Here is a 21,579-nt window from a genome sequence, read left to right as displayed (position 1 = left end):
TGAATGGAAAGCTTATGAATGGGGGAACAGTCGTAAAGGTTATTGGCGAATCTCAAAAAGTCCCATATTACACAGAACCCTTGGAAACTCCTATTGGAGTAACCAAGGGCTTAAAAGTCTACAGAAACGTTATGAATTCTTGCGTCATTTATCTTGATTGAACCGCCGTATACGGAACCGTACGTACGGTGGTGTGAGAGGACGGGGGTTAATCACCCCCTCCTACTCGATTTGCCAAAGTCATGGGGGTAGCATTTAGGATGAAAGTCCTGATCTATGAAAGAAGGAGATACAGTAGCTTAACGTAAAGAGGGCCTTTTTAACTATGAACGAGACTGAGGAAATGATTTGGATTTGGTGTGCCTCTTGTAAGAATTGCTTGCAGCCCAATTCTACTCAAAATCCTTGATAACACCTACTAGAGTCAACGTAGTTCAAAAACCTATATGGATGTTGATGAATTTCTTCTTCATGAGTGAATCGTTCCCCCTCCAATTCAAAGAAATTTGAAAGCGGTTTAAACACTAAAGTAAAGTTTAGTGGAAACTTCTTTCCTTATTCGCTCTCCATCTTACGACCGATTACCTTTCGATTAATTCTGACTTTTCATATTTCCTTTATTCCATTGAAGCAGTAAAATAAAACGTATATTATTCAAATAATTTAAACAAAGGCAATTGACAAATACCTATAGGTATAGTAGGATTTAATTCATCAATTACCAAATTCTCATCCAGAGTGTCTTTAGGGTATGGCCCATTGATGCCCGGCAGCCTGTCAAAAAAAAATGGTGCCTATTTCAGAAAAAAGTGTAACTCCATCGAGTGATAGGGTATGAAACAAACTAGTCAGGCTTTAACCTAAAATGGAAAGGTGTTTTTTTGAAAAGGGGGGCGGATCATTTGGGGACATCAGAATGGCAAGTAGTGGCTGAACATCTTAAGAGAATGCTAGAATCGATAAAATTCGGTTCCATCACACTCGTGGTTCAGGATGGCAAAGTGATACAAATTGAGAAAAGCGAAAAGGTTCGTCTTCAATCGAATAAAACTCGCTGACTAGACAAACTAGAGGCGGTCTTAACCTATGGGGAGGGGGAGACTGCCTTTTTTACAATGGATAGGAGGAAATATATGGAAAGTGCAGTAACGTATCAAAATTGGAGTCAAATTTCCGACTCATTTTCCATTGATGATCAAACAAAAGGGGCTCGTGGTGTTTTAGAGTGGGCTTATTCCCATTATGATGAGAATCAAATCGTCTATGCTTCGAGTTTTGGGGCAGAAGCGATTGTACTCATTGATTTGATCTACCAAGTGAAACCAGATGCTCATATTGTCTTTTTAGACACAGGGCTACATTTTCTCGAAACCTATGATGTGATTGAGAAAATAAAAAGTCGTTTCCCTTCATTAAAGATTGAACTCAAACAGCCTGCATTAAGTGTTGATGAACAGGCACATCAATATGGTTCAGCATTATGGAAACGAGACCCAAATCAATGTTGTCAAATTAGAAAAGTCATCCCACTAAGAGAGACGTTGTCCACAAAGCTAGCCTGGATTTCAGGTCTCAGACGAGATCAGTCGCCGACAAGGAAGGATACACAATTCATTAACAAAGATGAGAAGTTTAAGAATATCAAAATTTGTCCATTAATTCATTGGACATGGGATGAAGTTTGGTCTTACATCCGGGAGAAAGACTTGCCATATAACGAGCTACACGACCGGGGATATCCAAGTATCGGCTGTTTTCCTTGTACACAAGCAGTTGAATCAGGTGGAGATACCCGTGCCGGACGCTGGGCAGGCAGCAGTAAGACGGAATGCGGTTTACACGCATAATAATAGTTTTCTAGATAAGTGAAGTTTTGATTGGATTTTTCGGATAAAGGAGGGATTTCCTTGGTTACAATTTTAGCCATTACAATTGGGATATTTTTTGCAATCAATATTGGTGCCAGCGGGGCGGCTGCTTCCATGGGTATATCTTATGGAGCGGGTGTAGTAAAAAAACAGCTAGCACTCGTCCTTTGCGGCATCGCTGTATTCCTAGGTGCATGGCTTGGGGGAGGTGAAGTCGTAAAGACGATTGGGAGCGGGATCGTTCCGGAAAAAACCTTTACTAATGCGATTGCACTAATTGTCTTGGCTTCAGCCGCTTTATCCTTGTTCTTGGCCAATATCTTTGGAATCCCTCTTTCGACTAGTGAGGTGGCTGTCGGCGCCGTTGTTGGTGCCGGAATGGTGTTTCAATCTGTCTATGTTGGAAAACTTTTATGGATTATGATGTTTTGGCTGATTACGCCTTTAGCGGCTTTTGTCATTGCTGTGTTAGCTACTAATCTATTAAAAATAAAGGCGTTTCAAACATTGCTTGGCAAGTCCAAGGCAACCTCCGTATTAGCCATTCTCGTGGTTTGTATGGGGCTGTTTGAGGCCTTTTCTGCCGGAATGAATAATGTGGCGAATGCCGTTGGACCCCTTGTCGCAGCACAGCTGATGTCTAAGGGGGATGGAGTCCTTTGGGGAGGGCTGGCCGTGGCCTTTGGCGCCATTGTTTTAGGTCATCGAGTGATTGAAACCAATGGAAAAAAAATCACCACTCTTAAACTGGAAGAAGGCTGTATCATATCTGGAACGGGGGCAGGGATTGTGACCGTAGCTTCGATTTTTGGCATACCCGTTCCATTAACACAGATTACTACTTCTTCCATTATTGGGATTGGCTTTGTGAAAAACGGCAGAGCCGTACTAAAAAAGGAGATTGTCGTTCAGCTTTTGACAGTTTGGCTCGTTTCTCCTGTATTATCCATGGTTCTATCTTATACCATTATTCAATTGCTCATCGTTAAAAATGTATATTCTGTTGTTATCATGGCTGGGGTGCTCATTTCTGTTTTTGGCGTGTTGTCTTTGATGAAGAAGACGTCATCCATGGGAACAACTGTTCATTCTCAAATTGTAAAAGATTAATAAAGTGGAAGGTAGGTTGATTAGTATGTCCTTTTTACCAAAACCGCATGGAGGAAAACTTGTTCAAGCATACGATCCCAATTATGATATCTCTCATATTGAAAAAGAAATAAAAATTGATGCGATTGCTTTAAGTGATTTAGAACTAATTGGTGTTGGTTTATTTAGTCCTTTAACCGGATTTTTAGGAAAAGCTGACTATGAATCTGTTGTTACGCGCATGCGATTGGCAGATGATACCGTGTGGTCTATCCCTATTACTCTACCAGTTTCCTATGAAGTAGCAGATACGCTCGTTGCAGGAGAAGAAGTGAAACTATCGTATGAAAATGAAGTCTATGGTGTCATTAAAGTTTCAGAATGGTATGAGCCAGATTTATCATTAGAAGCTAGAGAGGTATATAAAACAGAAGAACTAGCCCACCCAGGTGTAAAACGTCTTTTTGAAAGAGGACCTGTCTATGTTGCTGGTGAAGTAGTTCTTGTTAAAAAGCCTGAAAAAGGAGTATTTGCAGATGTTTGGTTAGAGCCAAAAGAAACAAGAGCCTTATTTGAAGAAAAAGGCTGGAAAACAGTCGTTGGCTTCCAAACTAGAAATCCAATTCATCGTGCACATGAATATATTCAAAAAGCGGCATTAGAAACGGTCGATGGACTTTTTGTGAATCCGCTAGTCGGGGAAACCAAATCCGATGATGTCCCTGCGGAGGTTCGCTTAAAGAGCTATCGAGTTTTACTAGAAAACTATTATCCAAAAGAACGAGTTCAATTGGGCGTTTATCCAGCAGCTATGCGCTATGCCGGTCCAAGGGAAGCGATTTTCCATGCGATTGCCCGCAAAAACTTCGGATGCACTCACTTCATCGTAGGTCGTGACCATGCAGGTGTAGGAAACTATTATGGAACGTACGATGCTCAACATATTTTCCGTAATTTTACAGAAGAAGAGCTTGGAATTAAGCCATTGTTCTTTGAACATAGTTTCTATTGCAAAAAATGTGATGGAATGGCTTCAGATAAAACTTGCCCACATGGTAAAGAAGATCGCGTGATTCTATCTGGAACCAAAGTGAGAGAAATGCTTCGCGCAGGAATCCAACCTCCTTCCACTTTCAGTCGTAAAGAAGTCGTCGAAGTGCTGATTGAAGGTATGAGAGAAAAAACAACGGTATAAGGAGAAAAAAGGATGGGAAAATCAACGAATATTACATGGCATGAGACAACAATTTCAAAAACAGACCGACGGATTCAAAATGGTCATGGAAGCTGTGTTCTTTGGTTTACCGGGCTTTCAGGATCAGGGAAATCGACAATTGCAAACGCGGTTTCCTATGAGCTATACCGCTTAGGTATCAATGAGTATGTGCTAGATGGGGATAACATCCGACATGGTTTAAATAAGGACCTAGGGTTTTCGGAGCATGACCGTGCAGAAAATATTCGCCGAATCGGTGAAGTTGCCAAACTATTTGTAGATAGCGGAAAGGTGGTTACAACCGCATTTATATCGCCATTCCGTTCTGACCGCGATCAAGTACGGGCGTTATTTGAAGAGGGAGAGTTTATAGAGGTTTATATTGATTGTCCTCTTGAAGAATGTGAACGCCGTGATCCTAAACAGCTATATGCAAAAGCCCGCCGCGGTGAGATCAAAGATTTTACGGGTATTGATTCCCCTTATGAAGCACCCGATAATCCTGAGATTGTCATTCATTCGGACAAAGTAACAGTTGAAGAAGCAGTGGAACAAGTATTACATTATTTACGAGAGAAAAACATAATTTAATGTGGGTGAAAGGGGCAGCTACTAGCATGAAAGCGATTCTGTACGTCGGCCATGGAACCAGGTCAAAAAATGGAGTAGAGGAAGTACGGGAATTTATGGGAAGGATCATGGAACGAAGTGATGTTCCCATTCAAGAACTCTGCTTCCTAGAGTTGACCGATCCCCCGATTGAAGAGGGATTTCTCCGATGTGTCGAAAGAGGTGCAACTGAAATCATCGTTGTACCACTTTTTCTGCTGGCTGCTGGTCACATTAAGGAAGACATTCCTAAAGAGCTGGCTTTATTAAAAGAGAAATATCCGGGAATTTCAGTAAAAATGAAGGATGCTTTTGGCGTCCATCACAAAATACTGGATGGGATGGCCGAACTGATTCGAAATACGGTCCCCGAATTATCAGCCGCTGATTCTGTATTAATTGTTGGAAGGGGAAGCAGTGACCCAGGGATTCATGTTGCGTTTTCTGAAATTGTATCTGGAATTCGTGACCGATTACCCGTGAACCATGTCTCTGTTTGTTATTTAGCTGCTGCAAAACCGAGTTTTGATGAAGGGTTGGAGCAAATTTCACAGGTTACAAAAGGGCAAGTGGTCGTACTACCTTATTTATTATTTTCCGGGCTATTGTTAAGTGAGGTTAACCATAAAGTTTTGAAACGACAAAAGCAAGGCCAGCGTATCGTACATACGGGACCATTAAGCAAACATCGTGTGATAGAAGATCTTATCATTGAAAAGGCATCAGAATGACATAGAAAAAATACACGAATATGAATATAAAGTCTATTTAAAAACCCGAACTATTTTAAAACTCTATCTTTGAGTTTTACATAATGGTTCGGGTTTTTCTTTCATTAAAATTCTTTCATTCCAACTTCTTTTTATAAAATCCCTTTATTTTTATTTCTTTAAGTGGAATGGAACGGTTGTAATAATAATATCTCTTCTAAATAAAAGATAGGCACGAATTAATAAACTAGTTTGGTTATGAAGGATATTATGCCATCCTTTTTTAGGTAGAAATTGTGGGATAACTATTGTTACACCAAATTTAGCTTCACTTGCTTTATGCTGAATGATATCAATAAACTTCGTAAGTGGTTGGATGATACTTCTATACTGTGAGTGTAGAGTAACAAGTCTAACATCGGGTTGCCACTTTTTCCACTTTTCTTCGAATATCTTTGCATCTTCTCTTTCGAAAGATACATAAACGGCAATAATCTGATTGGCAGAAAGAGATTTAGCATAATTTAATGAATTCTCTACTACTCGTGTAATACCAGCAACAGGTACAATAATGACGTGACCTTCAATCGGTTCTACTTTTTCATCTTTGGATATTCGAAGTTGTTCCCCTACGGCATCATAGTGATTCTTAATTCGATGGAACAAAACAATCATTACTGGAATAAAAATTAAGACCGGCCATACCTGGCTAAACTTTGTTAAAAAGAACATCAATGTGACAATTAAGCTGATTGTAGCTCCTGTTGCATTAATTATCAATTTTGGAAGCCATCCATTAGGTTTTTCACGAATCCACTTTACCACCATTCCGGTTTGTGACAATGTAAATGGAATAAATACACCTACTGCATATAATGGAATCAGATGTTCTGTTTGACCGTTAAACGCAATAATAAGGACAATTGAACTTATTGCGAGGAAGAGAATCCCATTGGAATATCCTAGACGGTCTCCTCTTATCGTAAACATCCTTGGAATAAATTTATCTTTAGCAAGATTAACCGCTAGTAAAGGAAAGGCAGTAAAGCCAGTATTAGCAGCTAAAATTAAAATTAATGCTGTCGTTCCTTGTATAAAGAAATACATCATATTCCTTCCAAAGGTTTTTTCAGCTATTTGTGAAACAACTGTAACTTCAGTTTTAGGTGTAATTCCATAATAGTAAGCTAAAAAAACGATTCCCGAAAATAGAAGTGCAAGTAAAACTCCCATCATTAACAATGTTTTTGCCGCATTTTTGGGAGCTGGACTTTTAAAGTTTGGAATTGCATTTGATATAGCCTCAACTCCAGTTAATGCAGAACTCCCTGAGGCGAATGCTTTTAGAAGTAAAAAAAGACTAATTCCTGTAACTGGTGTACCAATAGGTGTGTGTAATTCATTTGAAACGGAACCTGTAAGAATATGAAATACCCCTACTCCTATTAATATAAATAAAGCTAGAACAAATAAGTAAACAGGATATGCTAAAATGGAAGCAGATTCAGTTACTCCTCTTAAATTTAAGATGGTAAGAAAAATAACAAATAAGATGGCTATGACCACTTTATAAGAATGTAAAGCAGGAAAAGCTGACGTTATGGCATCTGTCCCTGCTGAGACGCTTACTGCAACCGTTAAGATATAGTCGACCAATAGGGAGCCTCCTGCGATTAACCCCGGATTGACACCAAGATTATTCTTAGAAACTACATAAGCTCCTCCACCTTGAGGATAAGCAAAAATAATTTGTCGATACGACAAAATCAAGGCTGTTAATAAAATCAGAACTCCAACTGCAATAGGTATTGAATACCAAAAGGCTGCCGCACCTAGAGTAAAAAGGACAATCAATATTTGCTCCGGACCATAGGCAACGGAAGAAAGAGCATCTGAAGAAAGAATCGCTAATGCTTTCGTTTTGCTAAGTTTTTGTTCTCCTAATTCTGTTGATTTTAATGGGCGTCCAATTAAAAATCTTTTTAATGCAAAAATCATGACAATTCACCCGCCGTTTAATTATTAATGTGTATTTTGCCCTGTTGGAAATGGAAATATCTTGACGAGTGGACTTTTTTACCAGTTAATAATAAAAAATGCCCACAAGCCATAGCTAAATAGACTTGTAGACATTATCTTTTTTGTCTCACAAGTTCCACCTTCCTTCTCATTGAACGCTTACGAGGTTAGCTGTCGGATTCGGACCAAATGAGTAGCCCTACCAAAATTGGATTCACCCCTTGGATTAAGAAATAATCCATAAAAATGGTTCCCCCGCACCTAATGGTTTCAGCGATTTAGAAATTTGAAACTGTGATAATCATACTCCTCTGATTTTAAAAAGTAAATAATAATTTTGTATGAAAGTTTAATACCTCAAAAAAAGGAAATGTTATCTAGATAAGGAGTCCAATCATTAAATTTATTTATAAGGAGAAATGGAATGTTTGAAGGGAAAAAACCGTTATTATCAGATGAATTCTTAGATGAATTAGCAAAAGAAATTAACGAAGAATTTGGATGGGATAATGAAATTGAGGGTAGGAACATTGAAATTGAAAGTAATACAAAGCAATCTAAAGAGGATATGGAATAAATCCCGTTACTCTTTAATTGAAGTTAAATCAGTTATCTACATTTTTTCATTAATTAAAGTAATACTTATTATATCTTACCGACTATCCTTCACCGATGGTTATAAAGTTTTTTTGATACAGTAGGTAAATAATGAAATGAAAAGAGCTTGCCATTCAGGCTTAATTTTTTTAACTAAACTGTTCCAATTAATAGAATAAAAAATTCTTTGGTGTAGTAAAGGTCTACATAAAATATTTAAATTGGTCACCATATTATAAAGACCTTATTAAACCCATTCATACTTTGTAAATTAAAGATTTAAGCAAACAATAAAAAATGATGTAAGTATTATCTTCCATAACTATCCTTACTCCAATATTTTAGTATATCTATAATTTAATTGAAGAATTTTCATTTTCCATTGCATGAAATTGGAAATATTCAACCTCATCAGGTAAAATGCAATTGTAGCTTTTTAAGGATAAAGCGAAAATGTATGAATGAAGGGAGAGGTTAGCATGCCAACAAGCTTAAAATCAACAACACGATTACATAACGGAGTGGAAATGCCTTGGTTCGGCCTTGGGGTATATAAAGTAAAAGAAGGTTCAGAAGTCATTGAATCTGTTAAAGCAGCTATAAAAAATGGCTACCGGAGCATTGATACGGCTGCGATTTACGAAAATGAAGAGGGAGTAGGGCAAGCGATCAGAGAATCAGGTGTTCCTCGGGAAGAATTGTTTATTACTTCCAAAGTATGGAATTCTGATCAAGGCTATGAATCCACACTTCAAGCATACGAAACTAGCCTTAAGAAGCTAGGTCTTGAATACTTGGATTTATACTTAATCCACTGGCCTGGAAAGGATAAATACAAAGAAACTTGGAAAGCACTTGAAAAACTATACAAAGAAGGTCGTGTCCGTGCCATTGGAGTGAGCAATTTCCAAATCCACCATCTAGAAGAATTGCTAAAAGATGCAGAAATTAAACCAATGGTTAACCAAGTGGAATACCACCCACACCTTCAACAAAAAGAACTCCTTGCTTTTTGTCAAAAAGAAGGAATTCAGCTGGAAGCATGGTCTCCACTAAAACAGGGACAATTACTTCAAGAGCCTACATTAACTGAGATTGCTGAAAAATATGGTAAAACAACGGCACAAGTCATTTTACGCTGGGATCTTCAGACAAAAGTAGTGACCATTCCAAAATCGATCAAAGAACAACGAATTATTGAAAATGCCAATATTTTCGATTTTGAATTATCACAAGAAGATATGGAGAAAATTGCTAGTTTAAATAAGGATGAACGTGTTGGTCCAAATCCGGATGAATTCATGGTAGGTTTTGAAGAATAAGAATAAGGAATAGAAAAAAGAGGGGATTCCTGACTCCTTTACGGGGGTCATTTCGAATCTGCCTCTTTTATTTTTTAATTGATAGGACCTCGTTGCATTGTTCAATTGACATAAGAATCAGTTTTTATTTTTCACTTTTTTTCTCACCGCTTGGTTGATCGTTAAGGGTACGATAAATTTGTGTATACATACTTCCCTCAACAATATGCTCTAGGAAAAATGGGCCGATGAGTTCCAGATATTCTTCATTGTCAAACATCTTTTTGTTTTGCAGTTCCATTTCTGCCAATCCTTCATAAGTAGAAAGAAGGGCATACGTATGATCGTGACCTGAGACGGGTGTTAGGATTTCAACCTTATGATTGTAATTTTCCATTCTAAATTTTTTTATCTTTCTTAAATTTTCTATGGCTTCTTTAAAGTGTTCCTGTCGTATGACAAATGTCTGGTAAACGATAACTGTCATTTTGCACACCCCCTAATTTAGAAACAGGAATACATAATTGGCTATTGTAATTGTTCCCAATCTATATAATTGCCGCTTCCTTGACAACTTGGACATTCAAAAGAGTTATAATAGGAAAATTCGTTATATGGATATACGGTGAATCCTCGTCCGTAACAATCAGGGCATTTCCCCTGATTTCTCATTCTGGAGAGATGATTCTGGTATCGTGATTCCCTCCACTGATGAAAAGCATTGAGCAATCCCATTATTTTCACCTCATTGTTTTTTTATAGTATGTATGTCAAATGGAAAAATTATGCTTTCAACTGCAAAGACAAACCTCTTAACAAAATATGGATTTATACAAATGTTATGAATTTTTGCGTTTTACGTCCAAATCTCTTAAAAAAGGCAAAAAATTTTTGCTGTCCAAATGGAAGAATGGCCAAAAAAGGACTTGGGTACTTTGGCACAAAACTTGCATTATTTGAAAATGTGCAAATAGTTTAAACTGAGGAAAGATTATTTATTGCGTTTTTTTAGTGATTCATTTACTATTTCCTTAGACAAGGAATGAGAAAAAACAACAAATTTCTCATTCCCTTACTAATTGCATGGGAATGAAAGCGCATACTTAAAGGTGTTAAGGGGGAAATTTATGCAATTACACGATAACCACAAATCAAATGAACTACGTAGGTCCATGAAGACCCGGCATCTATTTATGATTTCACTTGGCGGCGTTATTGGTTCGGGATTGTTCTTAGGATCGGGTTATACAATTAGTGAGGCTGGCCCAACTGGAGCCATTATTTCCTATTTGGTTGGTGGAATGATCATGTTTTTCACGATGCTATGCCTCGGTGAATTGGCGGTAGCCATGCCTGTTTCCGGATCATTCCAAACGTACACAACCAAATTTATCGGTCCTGGCACTGGATTTGCACTAGGCTGGCTTTATTGGTTTGGCTGGTCTGTGACAGTCGCATTAGAGTTTTTAGCAGCAGGACAGCTTATGGGTAGATGGTTTCCAGATGTACCAACATGGATCTGGAGTGCAATCTTTGCCGTTGTGCTATTTTCACTAAATGCACTTTCAGCCAAAGCTTTTGGAGAAGCAGAGTTTTGGTTTTCAAGTATTAAGGTAATGGCCATTCTTTTATTTATCGTGTTGGGCGGGGCAGCCATGTTTGGTCTCATTGATATGAAAGGCACCGAGGAAGCTCCAATGTTGTCAAACTTTTTAGAACATGGTTTATTGCCAAATGGACTTACTGCCTTAATTATCACGATGATAGCTGTTAACTTTTCATTCCAAGGAACGGAATTAATCGGTATCGCTGCAGGAGAGAGTGAAGAACCCGAAAAAACCATTCCAAGATCAATTAAACAAACGGTATGGCGTACACTGGTCTTTTTCGTGTTGGCGATCTTCGTTGTAGCGGGCTTAATTCCGATGGACAAGGCAGGTGTCATCGAGAGCCCATTTGTCGTAGTATTTGATAGTATTGGTATTCCATACGCAGCAGATATTATGAACTTTGTTATTTTAACGGCTTTATTATCTGTCGGAAACTCTGGACTTTATGCAGCAACACGTATGTTGTATGCCATGTCAAAAGAAAAAATGGCAAGTCAGGTTTTAACAAAAGTAAATAAACGTGGGGTTCCTATTAATGCATTATTGATCACTCTAGGAATTTCGTTATTATCCTTATTATCTGGATTTTTTGCAGAGGAAACTGTATTTGTTTGGCTTCTTTCTGTAGCAGGATTAGGGGCCCAAGTAGGGTGGATCGCTATCACAGCTTCACAAATTGCTTTCCGAAGAAAGTTTATTCGAGAAGGTGGAAAAGTGGAGGACCTCAAGTTCAGAACGCCATTTTTCCCGGTATTACCAATTATCGCCTTAACCTTAAACATTACGGTTTTAGTAAGTCTGGCATTTGATTCAGAACAGCGCCTAGCCTTATATTTGGGTGTACCATTTGTTCTTGGTTGCTATTTAATTTACCATTTACGAATTAAAAAGAACCGTGAAAAAGAGGGAGTAGAACCACAAGAACTACAGCTTCAGGATAATAAGAGAATGATAATTTAATATATTTTAGACGTTTGGTGAATGTTCACCAAACGTTTTTTTTATAAAAAATACCTGATTTGGGAGATGGTAAGGAAATGACATAGATCAATAATTCTAAAGGAAGAATCGTTAGTAGAGTAAAAGACAAGGAGAATAAAAGTGCTAATGAAAAAAGAGGATTCTAAAGATCTTCCTTTTTATTTATACGGAACATTTTGTCTGTTGACTTATGTTCTAGGACTTTACTTCCTATATGAATAGAAAAAATCCCCAATCGAACTTTAGAAAAAAAGGCTGAGCCCGAAAAGGTCGTAAGGACCATATGGACCAGCCTTCCTTTCATTAGGAAGATTAATCCCCATTGAACATATCAAAAATTCCTCGTGCGATGCTACCTTCATCTTTCGCACCACCGCGATGTGGTGCAGCAGCAAATACGCGGCTAGCCAATCTACTGAATGGGAGCGACTGTATCCAAACGGAACCAGGACCTCTTAATGTCGCGAAAAATAAACCTTCCCCACCGAATAATGCTGTTTTTATTCCTTTTACAAACTCAATGCTATAATCTACATCACGAGTCATGGCAACTAAACATCCAGTATCAACCCGTAAGGTTTGGCCAGGAAGAAGATCTTTCTTCATAATGGTTCCACCTGCATGGATGAAGGCCATTCCATCTCCTTCAAGTTTCTGCATGATAAAACCTTCGCCACCAAAGAAGCCTACACCAATTTTTCTTTGGAATTCAATACCAACCTGTACCCCTTTTGCTGCTGCCAGAAAAGCATCTTTCTGACAGATAATTTTTCCTCCAAGTTCACTTAAATCCATCGGAATGATTTTTCCAGGGTAGGGAGAGGCAAATGACACATGTCTCTTGCTTGAACCTACATTCGTGAAGGTGGTCATAAATAAGCTTTCACCTGTAAGAACACGCTTTCCAGCTGTGAAAAGCTTTCCCATTAGACCTCCGCCATTATTAGATCCATCACCAAAAATCGTTTCCATTTTAATATCATCTTCCATCATCATGAAACTTCCTGCTTCAGCGATAACGGTTTCGTTCGGGTCAAGTTCTACTTCAACGAATTGCATGTCATCGCCATAAATCTTATAATCAATTTCATGGTTATTCATAACAAACCCTCCACTATTTACAAAATAAACAATCAAATTCATTGTAAAGGATTTAAAGAAAAAGTGCTATTCTTTATGGAGTGTGAACTTATCAGTATATATAGAAAGAAATAGAAAAAATTCTATAAAATTAGACATGATTCATTAAGATGGAAGGGGACAATAGTGTCACAGTAGCAGTAATGGATCTTGTTTTAAAAAAATTCCTGTATCGATGATGTAGAATGATGTCACATGATATTGTCTTAGTATTCCTTGACATTCTATTGTATTCATGTTACATTGGAATCAGCCGTTGCACGAGAATAGATTTATGAAAGAAGCTTGTCTAAAGTTTTAAACAAGGTTTGGATAAGGAAATGAAAGTAAAGCTATCTTCGGTGTAATTTGGTGAATTTTACACATGGCTTGTATTCGAGCCAATAGGAGGATTTTTTTTATGAAAAACGGTAAGGTAAAATGGTTTAACTCAGAAAAAGGTTTTGGATTCATCGAAGGAGAAGACGGAAACGATGTATTCGTTCATTACTCTGCAATCCAAACTGAAGGTTTTAAAACTTTAGAAGAAGGTCAAGAAGTTTCTTTCGATGTTGTAGAAGGAGCTCGTGGACCTCAAGCTGCTAACGTAGTGAAGAAATAATTTCTAATATGACGATAACAGTCCGGTATTTTTGCCGGACTGTTTTTAATTTGTCCAAAAAATGGATACTGAAACTGATAGTAAAAAGAGAAAATCTGGTGAATCCAAGAGCCACTTTATGATCCGAACGGGTACACCGACTAATCCAAGAGCCACCCCAGCAATTCAAGAACAATTCCCCTATCTAAGATCAAAAACTGTCAACCAATCCAAGGCCGAAGCCAATAGTATTTTGCTATAATAGTAGTAATGAAAACGCAGTACTTGAGAAGGAGTGCAGTAGATGAAATTTATCCATACGGCCGACTGGCACCTCGGAAAGTTAGTTCACGGTGTTTACATGACGGAGAGCCAGCGGGAAGTACTTCATCAATTTGTTGATATCGTTGCAGAAGAGAAACCGGATGCTGTTATTATCGCAGGGGACCTTTATGATCGTTCTGTCCCGCCGACTGATGCGGTGGAATTACTAGATGAAATCCTCTTTAAAATCAATGTTGAACTAAAAACACCGGTAATTGCGATTGCTGGGAATCATGACAGTGCCGAGCGCTTATCATTTGGAAGCTCCTGGTACAAACACAGTCAATTTTATTTAGCTGGAAAATTAACGAACAGCTTTACTCCCATTCAAATTCAGGGAATTAATTTTTATATGGTTCCTTATGCAGAACCGGGCGTTGTCCGCCAGCTTTTAGAGGATGAATCCATTCACTCCCATCAAGATGCGATGAAGGCGTTGATTGGAAAAATCGAAGAAACATTAAATCCCAATGAACCGAATGTCTTCATTGGACATGCCTTCGTTTTGGGAGGAAAAACGTCGGATTCTGAAAGGGTATTATCTGTTGGCGGGTCTGGTTGTGTCGGTGTTGAATTGTTCGAGCCATTTTCCTATACAGCCCTTGGTCACCTCCATAGCCCTGACGCGATCCATCATTCCAAAGTGAAATATTCCGGATCTCTACTAAAATATTCTTTTTCTGAAGCGAAACAAAAAAAGTCGATATCTATTATTGAAATGGATGAAAAAGGAAATTTTTCACATCGATATCGCTCGCTCAACCCTACTTACGATATGCGGGAAATTGAAGGATATTTAGAAGAGTTGCTGGATCCCCAATTTTATGAAAAGGAACGAACACATGATTATTTAAAAATCACGTTGCTCGATGAAGGGGCATTGATCGACCCAATGAATAAACTGCGCCAAGTTTATCCGAACGTTTTGCATCTGGAAAAGAAAATTGATTTAACGGATGTAAGAAAAAAAGACTCTTACCAAGTCATTCATAGTAAGAAAAAATCGGAAATCGAATTATTTGAACAATTTTATATGGAAATGACTACCGCTGAATTTACGCTTGAAAAAAAAGAAGCCATGGCCGAAATCATTGAAAAGGTTCTGAAAGGGGCGGAAGAAAGGTGAGACCATTAAAATTGACGATGAAAGCGTTTGGCCCGTATGCCAAAACAGAGACGATTGATTTCACCAGGCTTGGAAACAGAACCATGTTCGTTATCTCTGGAAAAACTGGCTCCGGTAAAACAACCATTTTTGATGCGATTAGCTATGCCATTTATGGTAAAGCAAGTGGTGAAGACCGAAATGGCCCTGAACTTCGAAGCCAGTTTGCTAGCGACGATCTGATGACAGAAGTTTCTCTAGAATTTTCCTTAAGAAATAAGGTGTACTTTATTACTCGCTCACCTCAACAATTAAAAAAGAAGGAAAAAGGGGATGGTTATACACAAATTGGGGCAAAAGCGGAATTATATGTTTTAGGTCCAAATGGGGAAAAACAGCTCCTAGCTTCAAAGATTCATGATGTAGAGGAAAAAATTAAGGAAATCATGTTGATTGATGCCAACCAGTTTAGGCAAATTCTCATGATTCCCCAAGGGGAATTTCGTAAACTATTAATTGCTGATAGTAAGGATAAAGAAGCCATACTCCAACGACTTTTCCATACTCAGTTATATAAAAGGATAGAAGAAAGACTGAAGGAAGAAGCAACGGAATTGAAGAAATCGGTTGAGGACCAGGTGAAGGCAAGAAATGAAGCACTTCGCCGAATTCAGGCGGTGACAAATGAAGAACTGAAAAGATACTTGGAGGAAGAAAGTGACAATGACACGTTGATCCTACCGCTTCTGAAAGAAGAAATTGCCGCCATGGGAGAACAATTGGAACAGCTAAATGCTCAACTGAAAGAGAAGGAAAATGAACAAGACCGTTTAAAGGCACAACTTTTTGAAGCGGAAGAAATTCTCAAACAGTTGCAAAAGAAAGAGGAATTAAGGCAACGAAAAACTTGGCTTGAATCCCAGAAAGATACTTTTTCCGGTAAAGAAAAGCAAATTCAACTGGCACAAAAAGCGGCCCTATTGGCGAAGCAAGAAGAACTTTGCCACAGATTGAAAGGAGAATCAGATCGTCTAGGCAGTTTGGTTTCATCAATACAAAAGGAAATTGAGTTAGCTAAAAGCCAGAAAAATCATTATGAACTTCTTTTGAAGCAGGAACAAGAACGGGAAGATGAACGACAAGCAGCTCTTGCTGAGGTGAACAGGCTCATACATATGAAAGAGGATGTGTACTCTTTTTCTGCCTTGGTTAAAGAGAAGGCAAATGTAGAGGCCGCCTTACATGAAGCAAAAGTGAATCTGTCGCAATCAGAAACAAACCTTGAACAACTTGAAAAGCGATTCAAACACCTCCAGAATCAAAAAGAGGAAATTGAAAAAGGCCAGCTTACCTATGTTCGAAATGAACAACAACTTGAAAAATGGCAATCAGAGTTTGACCGTCTTGAAAAATATGAAGTATTACTTAATCGATACAAAAAATCGAAGCAAAATCTTGAGGAAATTACAGGGCGTTATGAAAATACTGTGAGAAATTTAAATGATGCAAAGGCCTTAGTGATCGATCTCGAGCAAAAATGGCTTCATGGCCAAGCCTCCATTTTAGCGTCCAAACTTCAGGAGGGGAACCCATGTCCTGTATGTGGGTCTGAGCACCATCCATCACCGGCCATAGAGCAGGCAGGAAAGGTTCCATCTGAGGAAGACATGAAAGCTGCCAAGGCTCAGGTTTTAAAATGGGAGCAAGAAAAATCGACAGATGAAGCAAGGCTTTATCAATGTCAGTCAGCCGAGAAAACGGACCGGGAAGCACTAGAGGAAAAATTGCAGGAAATTCGTACCTTTAAAGTAGATTTTACAGAAAGCGAATTGCCAAACTTGAAGATGCAAATCGCTTCAGAGAAAAATAACCTCCTTGTTGTGCAGAAAAAATTAGCTGAACAAATCAAGCAATTAGACAGAATAAAAACGGAAATCGAGAAATGTGAAAGGGAAATCCAAGACGGTCAAATCACAAAGCAGCAATTGACAGCACAAGTGACTGATTTGACGGTACAATTTACGGAAAAAAGAACAAACCTTTCAAGGATGATGAACGTCATACCAGAAAATCTTCGTTCTGAAGCTGAATATGAAAAGGCTCTGGCTCAATCCAAACGAAAATATGAAACATTAATCAAACAATTCGAGGATGTACAAAAGGGACTTCAGAACGCGAATGAGAAATTAGCGGCAGAATTAGCGAGATTTACTGACGCTGAAAAGAACTTTCATGAAAAACAGCAAGAATTGAAAGCAGAACGAGAAATCTTTAAGAATATGCTTTCAGAGCAAGGATTTGAGAATTATAGTAATTATGCTTCTTCTAAACTCTCAGAAAGTGAAATCCAAACCCTTGAAAATGAAATTCGCACGTATCGGGAAGAATTACGTTCTGTTTCTGACCGTTTGAGTGAGATGACAGAACAGCTTGCCAATGTGAAAAAACCAGATATAGAAGAGGGAAAACGAAAATTGGCTAATCTTCAAGCGGAAATGGAAGCATTAAATCAACAATGGACAACCCTTTTTGTTAAGAAAAGGGATAATGAAGAAATTTATTCTCGTATCGAGAACTTGAATGCAAGCATGAAAGTTTTAGAAGAACGATATAGCTTAATAGGCCATCTTTACGAGATTACAAGAGGACAAAATCATTTCCGGATTACCTTTGAACGATATGTGCTAGCAGCATTTTTAGATGATATATTACATGAAGCCAATCATCGCTTACGGAAAATGACCTCAGGAAGGTACCAGCTTATCAGGAAAAAAGACCGTGCGAAAGGGAATGTACAAAGTGGATTGGAATTATTAGTGTTCGATCAATATACCGGTCAAAATCGCCATGTGAAAACATTATCAGGTGGTGAAAGCTTTAAGGCATCCTTATCACTCGCATTGGGTTTAGCAGATGTCGTCCAAAATTATGCGGGTGGTGTATCATTAGAAACCATGTTTATCGATGAAGGATTTGGTACCCTTGATCCAGAGTCATTGGAACAAGCCATTGAAGCGTTAATGGATATTCAAAGTAGCGGCCGTTTGGTCGGAATTATCTCTCACGTTCCGGAATTAAAAGAACGAATCGATGCTAGACTTGAGGTGATCGCTGGACAAACGGGTAGTAAAACAGAATTTGTGTTTACAAATTGATCGGGGCTGTCTAAAAAGTCCATTTAAGAGAAAAATGAACCCAAATTAAAAACCCAAGAATGTTGATTTAACAGCATTCTTGGGTTTTGCTTTTATAAAGATTTCGGCTGAAATACCACTTTCCGGACAGCCGCTTTTTTTGATAAATTGCTAGTAGAGTGCATCTTTGTACTCACCCTGTTTCCTTTTGATATTCTTCTGGCTTGAACGATCCTCCCATTCAAGCTACATTAAAGGAGAAGATGTTTAAGAAGGTGGCACGTTTGGAAAAAAGATATTTTACTATTGGTATGGCGGGGCATATCGATCATGGAAAAACCACCCTCACCAAAGCCTTAACCAATGTTGATACAGACCGTCTAAAGGAAGAAAAAGAACGGCAAATCTCCATTGAACTTGGATTTGCTCCATTATATGAAGATGATGAAATTCAAATATCTGTGATAGATGTTCCTGGACATGAACGTTTTATTCGGCAAATGATTGCCGGAGTTGCTGGAATCGATTTAGTGGTGCTTGTCGTGGCAGCAGATGAAGGAGTCATGCCGCAAACGAAGGAGCATCTAGATATTTTAAAATTCCTCGGTGTGAAAAATGGGATCGTTGCTATAACGAAAATCGACCGGGTAGATGAGGATTGGATGGAGCTAGTAAAAGAAGATATTGCTAAAGAGTTAACGGGTACCGTATTTGAGGATGCGCCATTTGTTCTTGTTGATAGCCTTTCTAAAAAAGGAATAGAGGAACTGAAACAACTCATCATTCGCACTTTAAAGGACCAAGACATGCGTGATGTAAGAGGGGCTTTTCGACTCCCTATTGACCAAGTATTTACTGTTAAAGGTCAGGGGACGGTTGTTCGAGGTACTGTTTACGAAGGTACGGTAAAAGAAGGACAGACACTAACAATCCTACCTAAGGGATTGGAAGTCAAGGCACGTCAAATCCAAGTGCATCATCAACCGGCACAAAAGGCCTTCGCAGGGCAGAGAGCAGCTATTAATCTTTCAGGTGTCTCTAAAGAAGAACTCGAGCGTGGCGATGTCCTCGTTTCTTCAGAACACTTTATCGTTACGAAAATCATCGATGTCGCGATCAGGATCGTCGATAAGTTGCAACACCCAATAAAACAGAGAATGCCAGTCAAGCTTCATATTGGTACTGCAGAAGTAATGGGGCGTATTGTTTTTTTTGACCGAAACGAAGTAATAGAAGAGAATGGTGAAATTCTTTGCCAGCTTCGGCTTGAGGAAGAAATTCTAACGAAACGAGGAGACCGCTTTATTTTGCGGAGACCCACTCCAGTAGAGACGCTAGGAGGGGGCTGGGTCATTGATCCAAGAGGGAATAAATATCGATTTGGAAATCAAACCATTGAAGAACTTGAGAAGAAAAAAGTGGGAGCTCCGAAGGAACGAATAACTAGTGCCCTTTTAGAAGCAAAAAGTCTGTCGTTACCAGAATTAATCAAACGGACAGCACTAGATGAAGAAACAATAAACGCACATTTAAAAACAGATAAAGATTTCATTTTACATAATGAAAGAGAATATACCCTTTGGCAGGTTGTATATTCAATCAAAGAAGATCTTTATGATCGATTACAGGATTACCATCAAAAATTTCCCTTGAAAACAGGGATGAATAAGGCAGAGCTACTGCAATCCATGCAGAAACGTTACCCAATTCCATTACTTGAATTTGCGATAGATAATGGAATTTCTAACCTAGAATTAAACCGGAAAGAACAATATGTATCCATTGCGACCTTTACTCCTCATATACCTCAAAATTGGTCAAAACGGACAAATCAATTGCTCGAGGAACTAAAAAAGGATGGGTTAAAGGTCCGACCATTTAAGGACTATTTAACTGCTGCAGGGATTCCAGAACGGATGGAACATGATTTGCGACGCTTCTTGGAAGAACAAAAACTTATCATTATGCAGGAAGACCCATTTGCCTATCATGAAGAGATATTTAGTCAAGCCATCGCAACACTAAAAAGTCGGACAGGACCAGAGTTTGAAGTAGGTGAAGCAAAGGAAATACTACAACTCTCAAGGAAATACATGATTCCGTTTTTAGAAAAATTAGATGCCATCGGATTGACAAAACGAGTGGAAAATAAACGTATATGGAAATAATTTGAAATGCCTCTATCCAACGATTGGACGGAGGCATTTTTACTTATAATTCGAAAAATTTTAGGTTAACGCGAAGGACTTGGATGAGTTTTAAACTTCGCAATTCTTTGTGAAGCCTTTCCTAAAAGCATTGAAAGGTTTTTACATTCCTCACTTTATGAGGTCTAATTGACCAAAAAGGTAGATTAATATATTTCTGAAAATTCATTTAAAATAAAATCTTAGGAAAAATTTGAATAATATAGTAAAATAGTCTATAATATTTAGAAAATAGAAATAAATGAGAGGAGGAAAGGAATGAAAATTTATATCTCGGTGGATATGGAAGGGATTACCGGGCTAGTGGACCATACTCATGTAGACTCTAGTAAGCATAATTATGAACGCAGTAGAATGATTATGACTGATGAGGCCAATGAGGTGATATCCACCGCTTTTGAATTGGGCGCGAAGGAAGTTATCGTAAATGACAGCCACTCTAAGATGAACAATTTATTAATTGAACGTCTTCATCCAGAAACACAGCTAATTAGTGGGGATGTAAAGCCATTTTCAATGGTCCAAGGATTGGATGGAACATTTGATGGTGCGATTTTTACAGGTTATCATGCGCGGGCCGGACAAAAAGGCGTAATGACACATTCGATGATTTTTGGTGTTCGCAACATGTACATAAATGATGTTCCGATTGGGGAGCTTGGATTGAATGCCTATGTAGCGGGATATTTTGGTGTGCCTGTTATCATGGTTGCCGGTGATGATTGGGCGGCCAAAGAGGCAGAACAACTAATCCCTAATGTGACGACAGCAGTGGTAAAAGAAGCAATTTCTCGGTCTGCTGCCAAGTCATTAACCCCAGCCAAGGCTGGACAACTTCTCAGAGAAAAAACAGCTCAGGCAATTAAAAACCGTCATTTAGTAAAACCGCTTACACCCCCTGAACGACCACTTTTAAGTATTGAATTTACTAATTTTGGTGAAGCAGAATGGGCGGCATTAATGCCAGGGGCAGAAATCGTTCCAAACACCACGATGGTCCGCTTTCAGGCAAAAGATATATTGGAAGCCTATCAGGCGATGTTGGTGATGGTCGAATTAGCGATGAGAACAACTTTCTGTTAGGAAGTG

General features: G+C 38.5%; 17 protein-coding genes, 1 pseudogene and 1 riboswitch. Of the genes and pseudogenes, 15 read left to right on the top strand and 3 right to left on the bottom strand.

Going from position 1 to position 21,579, the window contains the following annotated elements; all coding sequences use genetic code 11:
- The 7 genes and pseudogenes from GZA11_RS16650 to GZA11_RS06185 all read left to right on the top strand — a co-directional run.
- Positions 1-157: pseudogene (locus GZA11_RS16650) on the top strand (group II intron reverse transcriptase/maturase); the annotation flags it as partial.
- A gap of 769 nt (positions 158-926) precedes the next feature.
- Positions 927-1,058, top strand: coding sequence for a YezD family protein (locus GZA11_RS06210; protein ID WP_374717610.1), 132 nt, complete (start codon positions 927-929; stop codon positions 1,056-1,058).
- Positions 1,059-1,133: 75 nt separating this feature from the next.
- Positions 1,134-1,847 (top strand): phosphoadenylyl-sulfate reductase, encoded by a 714-nt coding sequence (locus GZA11_RS06205; RefSeq protein WP_163183224.1) that lies wholly within the window; start codon positions 1,134-1,136, stop codon positions 1,845-1,847.
- 60 nt (positions 1,848-1,907) lie between these two features.
- A complete protein-coding gene (locus tag GZA11_RS06200; RefSeq protein WP_163183223.1) occupies positions 1,908-2,978 on the top strand; it encodes an inorganic phosphate transporter in 1,071 nt (356 codons plus the stop codon).
- A gap of 25 nt (positions 2,979-3,003) precedes the next feature.
- Positions 3,004-4,152, top strand: a complete 1,149-nt coding sequence (gene sat / locus GZA11_RS06195; RefSeq protein ID WP_038541462.1) for a sulfate adenylyltransferase — start codon at positions 3,004-3,006, stop codon at positions 4,150-4,152.
- Positions 4,153-4,164: 12 nt separating this feature from the next.
- Complete coding sequence (gene cysC / locus GZA11_RS06190) at positions 4,165-4,764, top strand: adenylyl-sulfate kinase (RefSeq protein ID WP_163183222.1); 600 nt, start codon at positions 4,165-4,167, stop codon at positions 4,762-4,764.
- A gap of 26 nt (positions 4,765-4,790) precedes the next feature.
- Positions 4,791-5,513: a sirohydrochlorin chelatase gene (locus tag GZA11_RS06185; RefSeq protein WP_038541467.1), complete on the top strand. Its 723-nt coding sequence runs from the start codon at positions 4,791-4,793 to the stop codon at positions 5,511-5,513.
- 150 nt (positions 5,514-5,663) lie between these two features.
- On the opposite strand, the gene GZA11_RS06180 is transcribed toward GZA11_RS06185, so the two are convergent.
- A complete protein-coding gene (locus GZA11_RS06180; RefSeq protein ID WP_163183221.1) occupies positions 5,664-7,490 on the bottom strand; it encodes an APC family permease in 1,827 nt (608 codons plus the stop codon).
- Between the two features lie 161 nt (positions 7,491-7,651).
- Positions 7,652-7,797: riboswitch (cyclic di-AMP (ydaO/yuaA leader) on the bottom strand.
- A 138-nt stretch (positions 7,798-7,935) separates the two neighbouring features.
- On the opposite strand from GZA11_RS06180, the gene GZA11_RS16645 reads away from it, so the two are divergent.
- Both GZA11_RS16645 and GZA11_RS06170 read left to right on the top strand, forming a co-directional pair.
- Complete coding sequence (locus GZA11_RS16645; RefSeq protein ID WP_235212148.1) at positions 7,936-8,088, top strand: hypothetical protein; 153 nt, start codon at positions 7,936-7,938, stop codon at positions 8,086-8,088.
- Positions 8,089-8,587: 499 nt separating this feature from the next.
- On the top strand, positions 8,588-9,430 hold the full coding sequence (locus GZA11_RS06170; protein WP_038541472.1) for an aldo/keto reductase: 843 nt from the start codon (positions 8,588-8,590) through the stop codon (positions 9,428-9,430).
- A 124-nt stretch (positions 9,431-9,554) separates the two neighbouring features.
- Here GZA11_RS06170 and GZA11_RS06165 read toward each other — a convergent pair whose 3' ends face one another.
- Positions 9,555-9,896 (bottom strand): hypothetical protein, encoded by a 342-nt coding sequence (locus GZA11_RS06165; RefSeq protein WP_038541474.1) that lies wholly within the window; start codon positions 9,894-9,896, stop codon positions 9,555-9,557.
- A gap of 640 nt (positions 9,897-10,536) precedes the next feature.
- Here GZA11_RS06165 and GZA11_RS06160 point away from each other — a divergent pair.
- On the top strand, positions 10,537-11,979 hold the full coding sequence (locus GZA11_RS06160; RefSeq protein WP_038541476.1) for an amino acid permease: 1,443 nt from the start codon (positions 10,537-10,539) through the stop codon (positions 11,977-11,979).
- A 333-nt stretch (positions 11,980-12,312) separates the two neighbouring features.
- Here the strand turns inward: GZA11_RS06160 and GZA11_RS06155 are convergent, their stop codons facing one another.
- Positions 12,313-13,101, bottom strand: coding sequence for a TIGR00266 family protein (locus tag GZA11_RS06155; protein WP_038541478.1), 789 nt, complete (start codon positions 13,099-13,101; stop codon positions 12,313-12,315).
- Between the two features lie 439 nt (positions 13,102-13,540).
- Between GZA11_RS06155 and GZA11_RS06150 the strand changes: the two genes are divergently transcribed.
- From GZA11_RS06150 to GZA11_RS06130, 5 genes are all read left to right on the top strand, one after another.
- On the top strand, positions 13,541-13,741 hold the full coding sequence (locus tag GZA11_RS06150) for a cold-shock protein (RefSeq protein WP_038541481.1): 201 nt from the start codon (positions 13,541-13,543) through the stop codon (positions 13,739-13,741).
- A gap of 283 nt (positions 13,742-14,024) precedes the next feature.
- Entirely contained in the window at positions 14,025-15,170 is a 1,146-nt protein-coding gene (locus tag GZA11_RS06145; RefSeq protein WP_038541484.1) for an exonuclease SbcCD subunit D, read from the top strand.
- Positions 15,167-18,304 (top strand): AAA family ATPase, encoded by a 3,138-nt coding sequence (locus GZA11_RS06140; protein WP_163183220.1) that lies wholly within the window; start codon positions 15,167-15,169, stop codon positions 18,302-18,304. Before GZA11_RS06145 ends, GZA11_RS06140 begins: the two co-directional genes overlap by 4 nt.
- 242 nt (positions 18,305-18,546) lie before the next feature.
- Positions 18,547-20,451, top strand: a complete 1,905-nt coding sequence (gene selB, locus GZA11_RS06135) for a selenocysteine-specific translation elongation factor (protein WP_163183219.1) — start codon at positions 18,547-18,549, stop codon at positions 20,449-20,451.
- Positions 20,452-20,748: 297 nt separating this feature from the next.
- The gene (locus GZA11_RS06130) at positions 20,749-21,573 is read left to right on the top strand and encodes a M55 family metallopeptidase (protein ID WP_163183218.1); all 825 of its coding nucleotides are present in this window, start codon (positions 20,749-20,751) and stop codon (positions 21,571-21,573) included.
- Positions 21,574-21,579: the final 6 nt, after the last annotated feature.

This window comes from Neobacillus sedimentimangrovi (assembly GCF_010614825.1).
GTDB lineage: Bacteria > Bacillota > Bacilli > Bacillales > Cytobacillaceae > Neobacillus > Neobacillus thermocopriae.
This window is presented reverse-complemented; position numbering and strand designations above follow the sequence as displayed.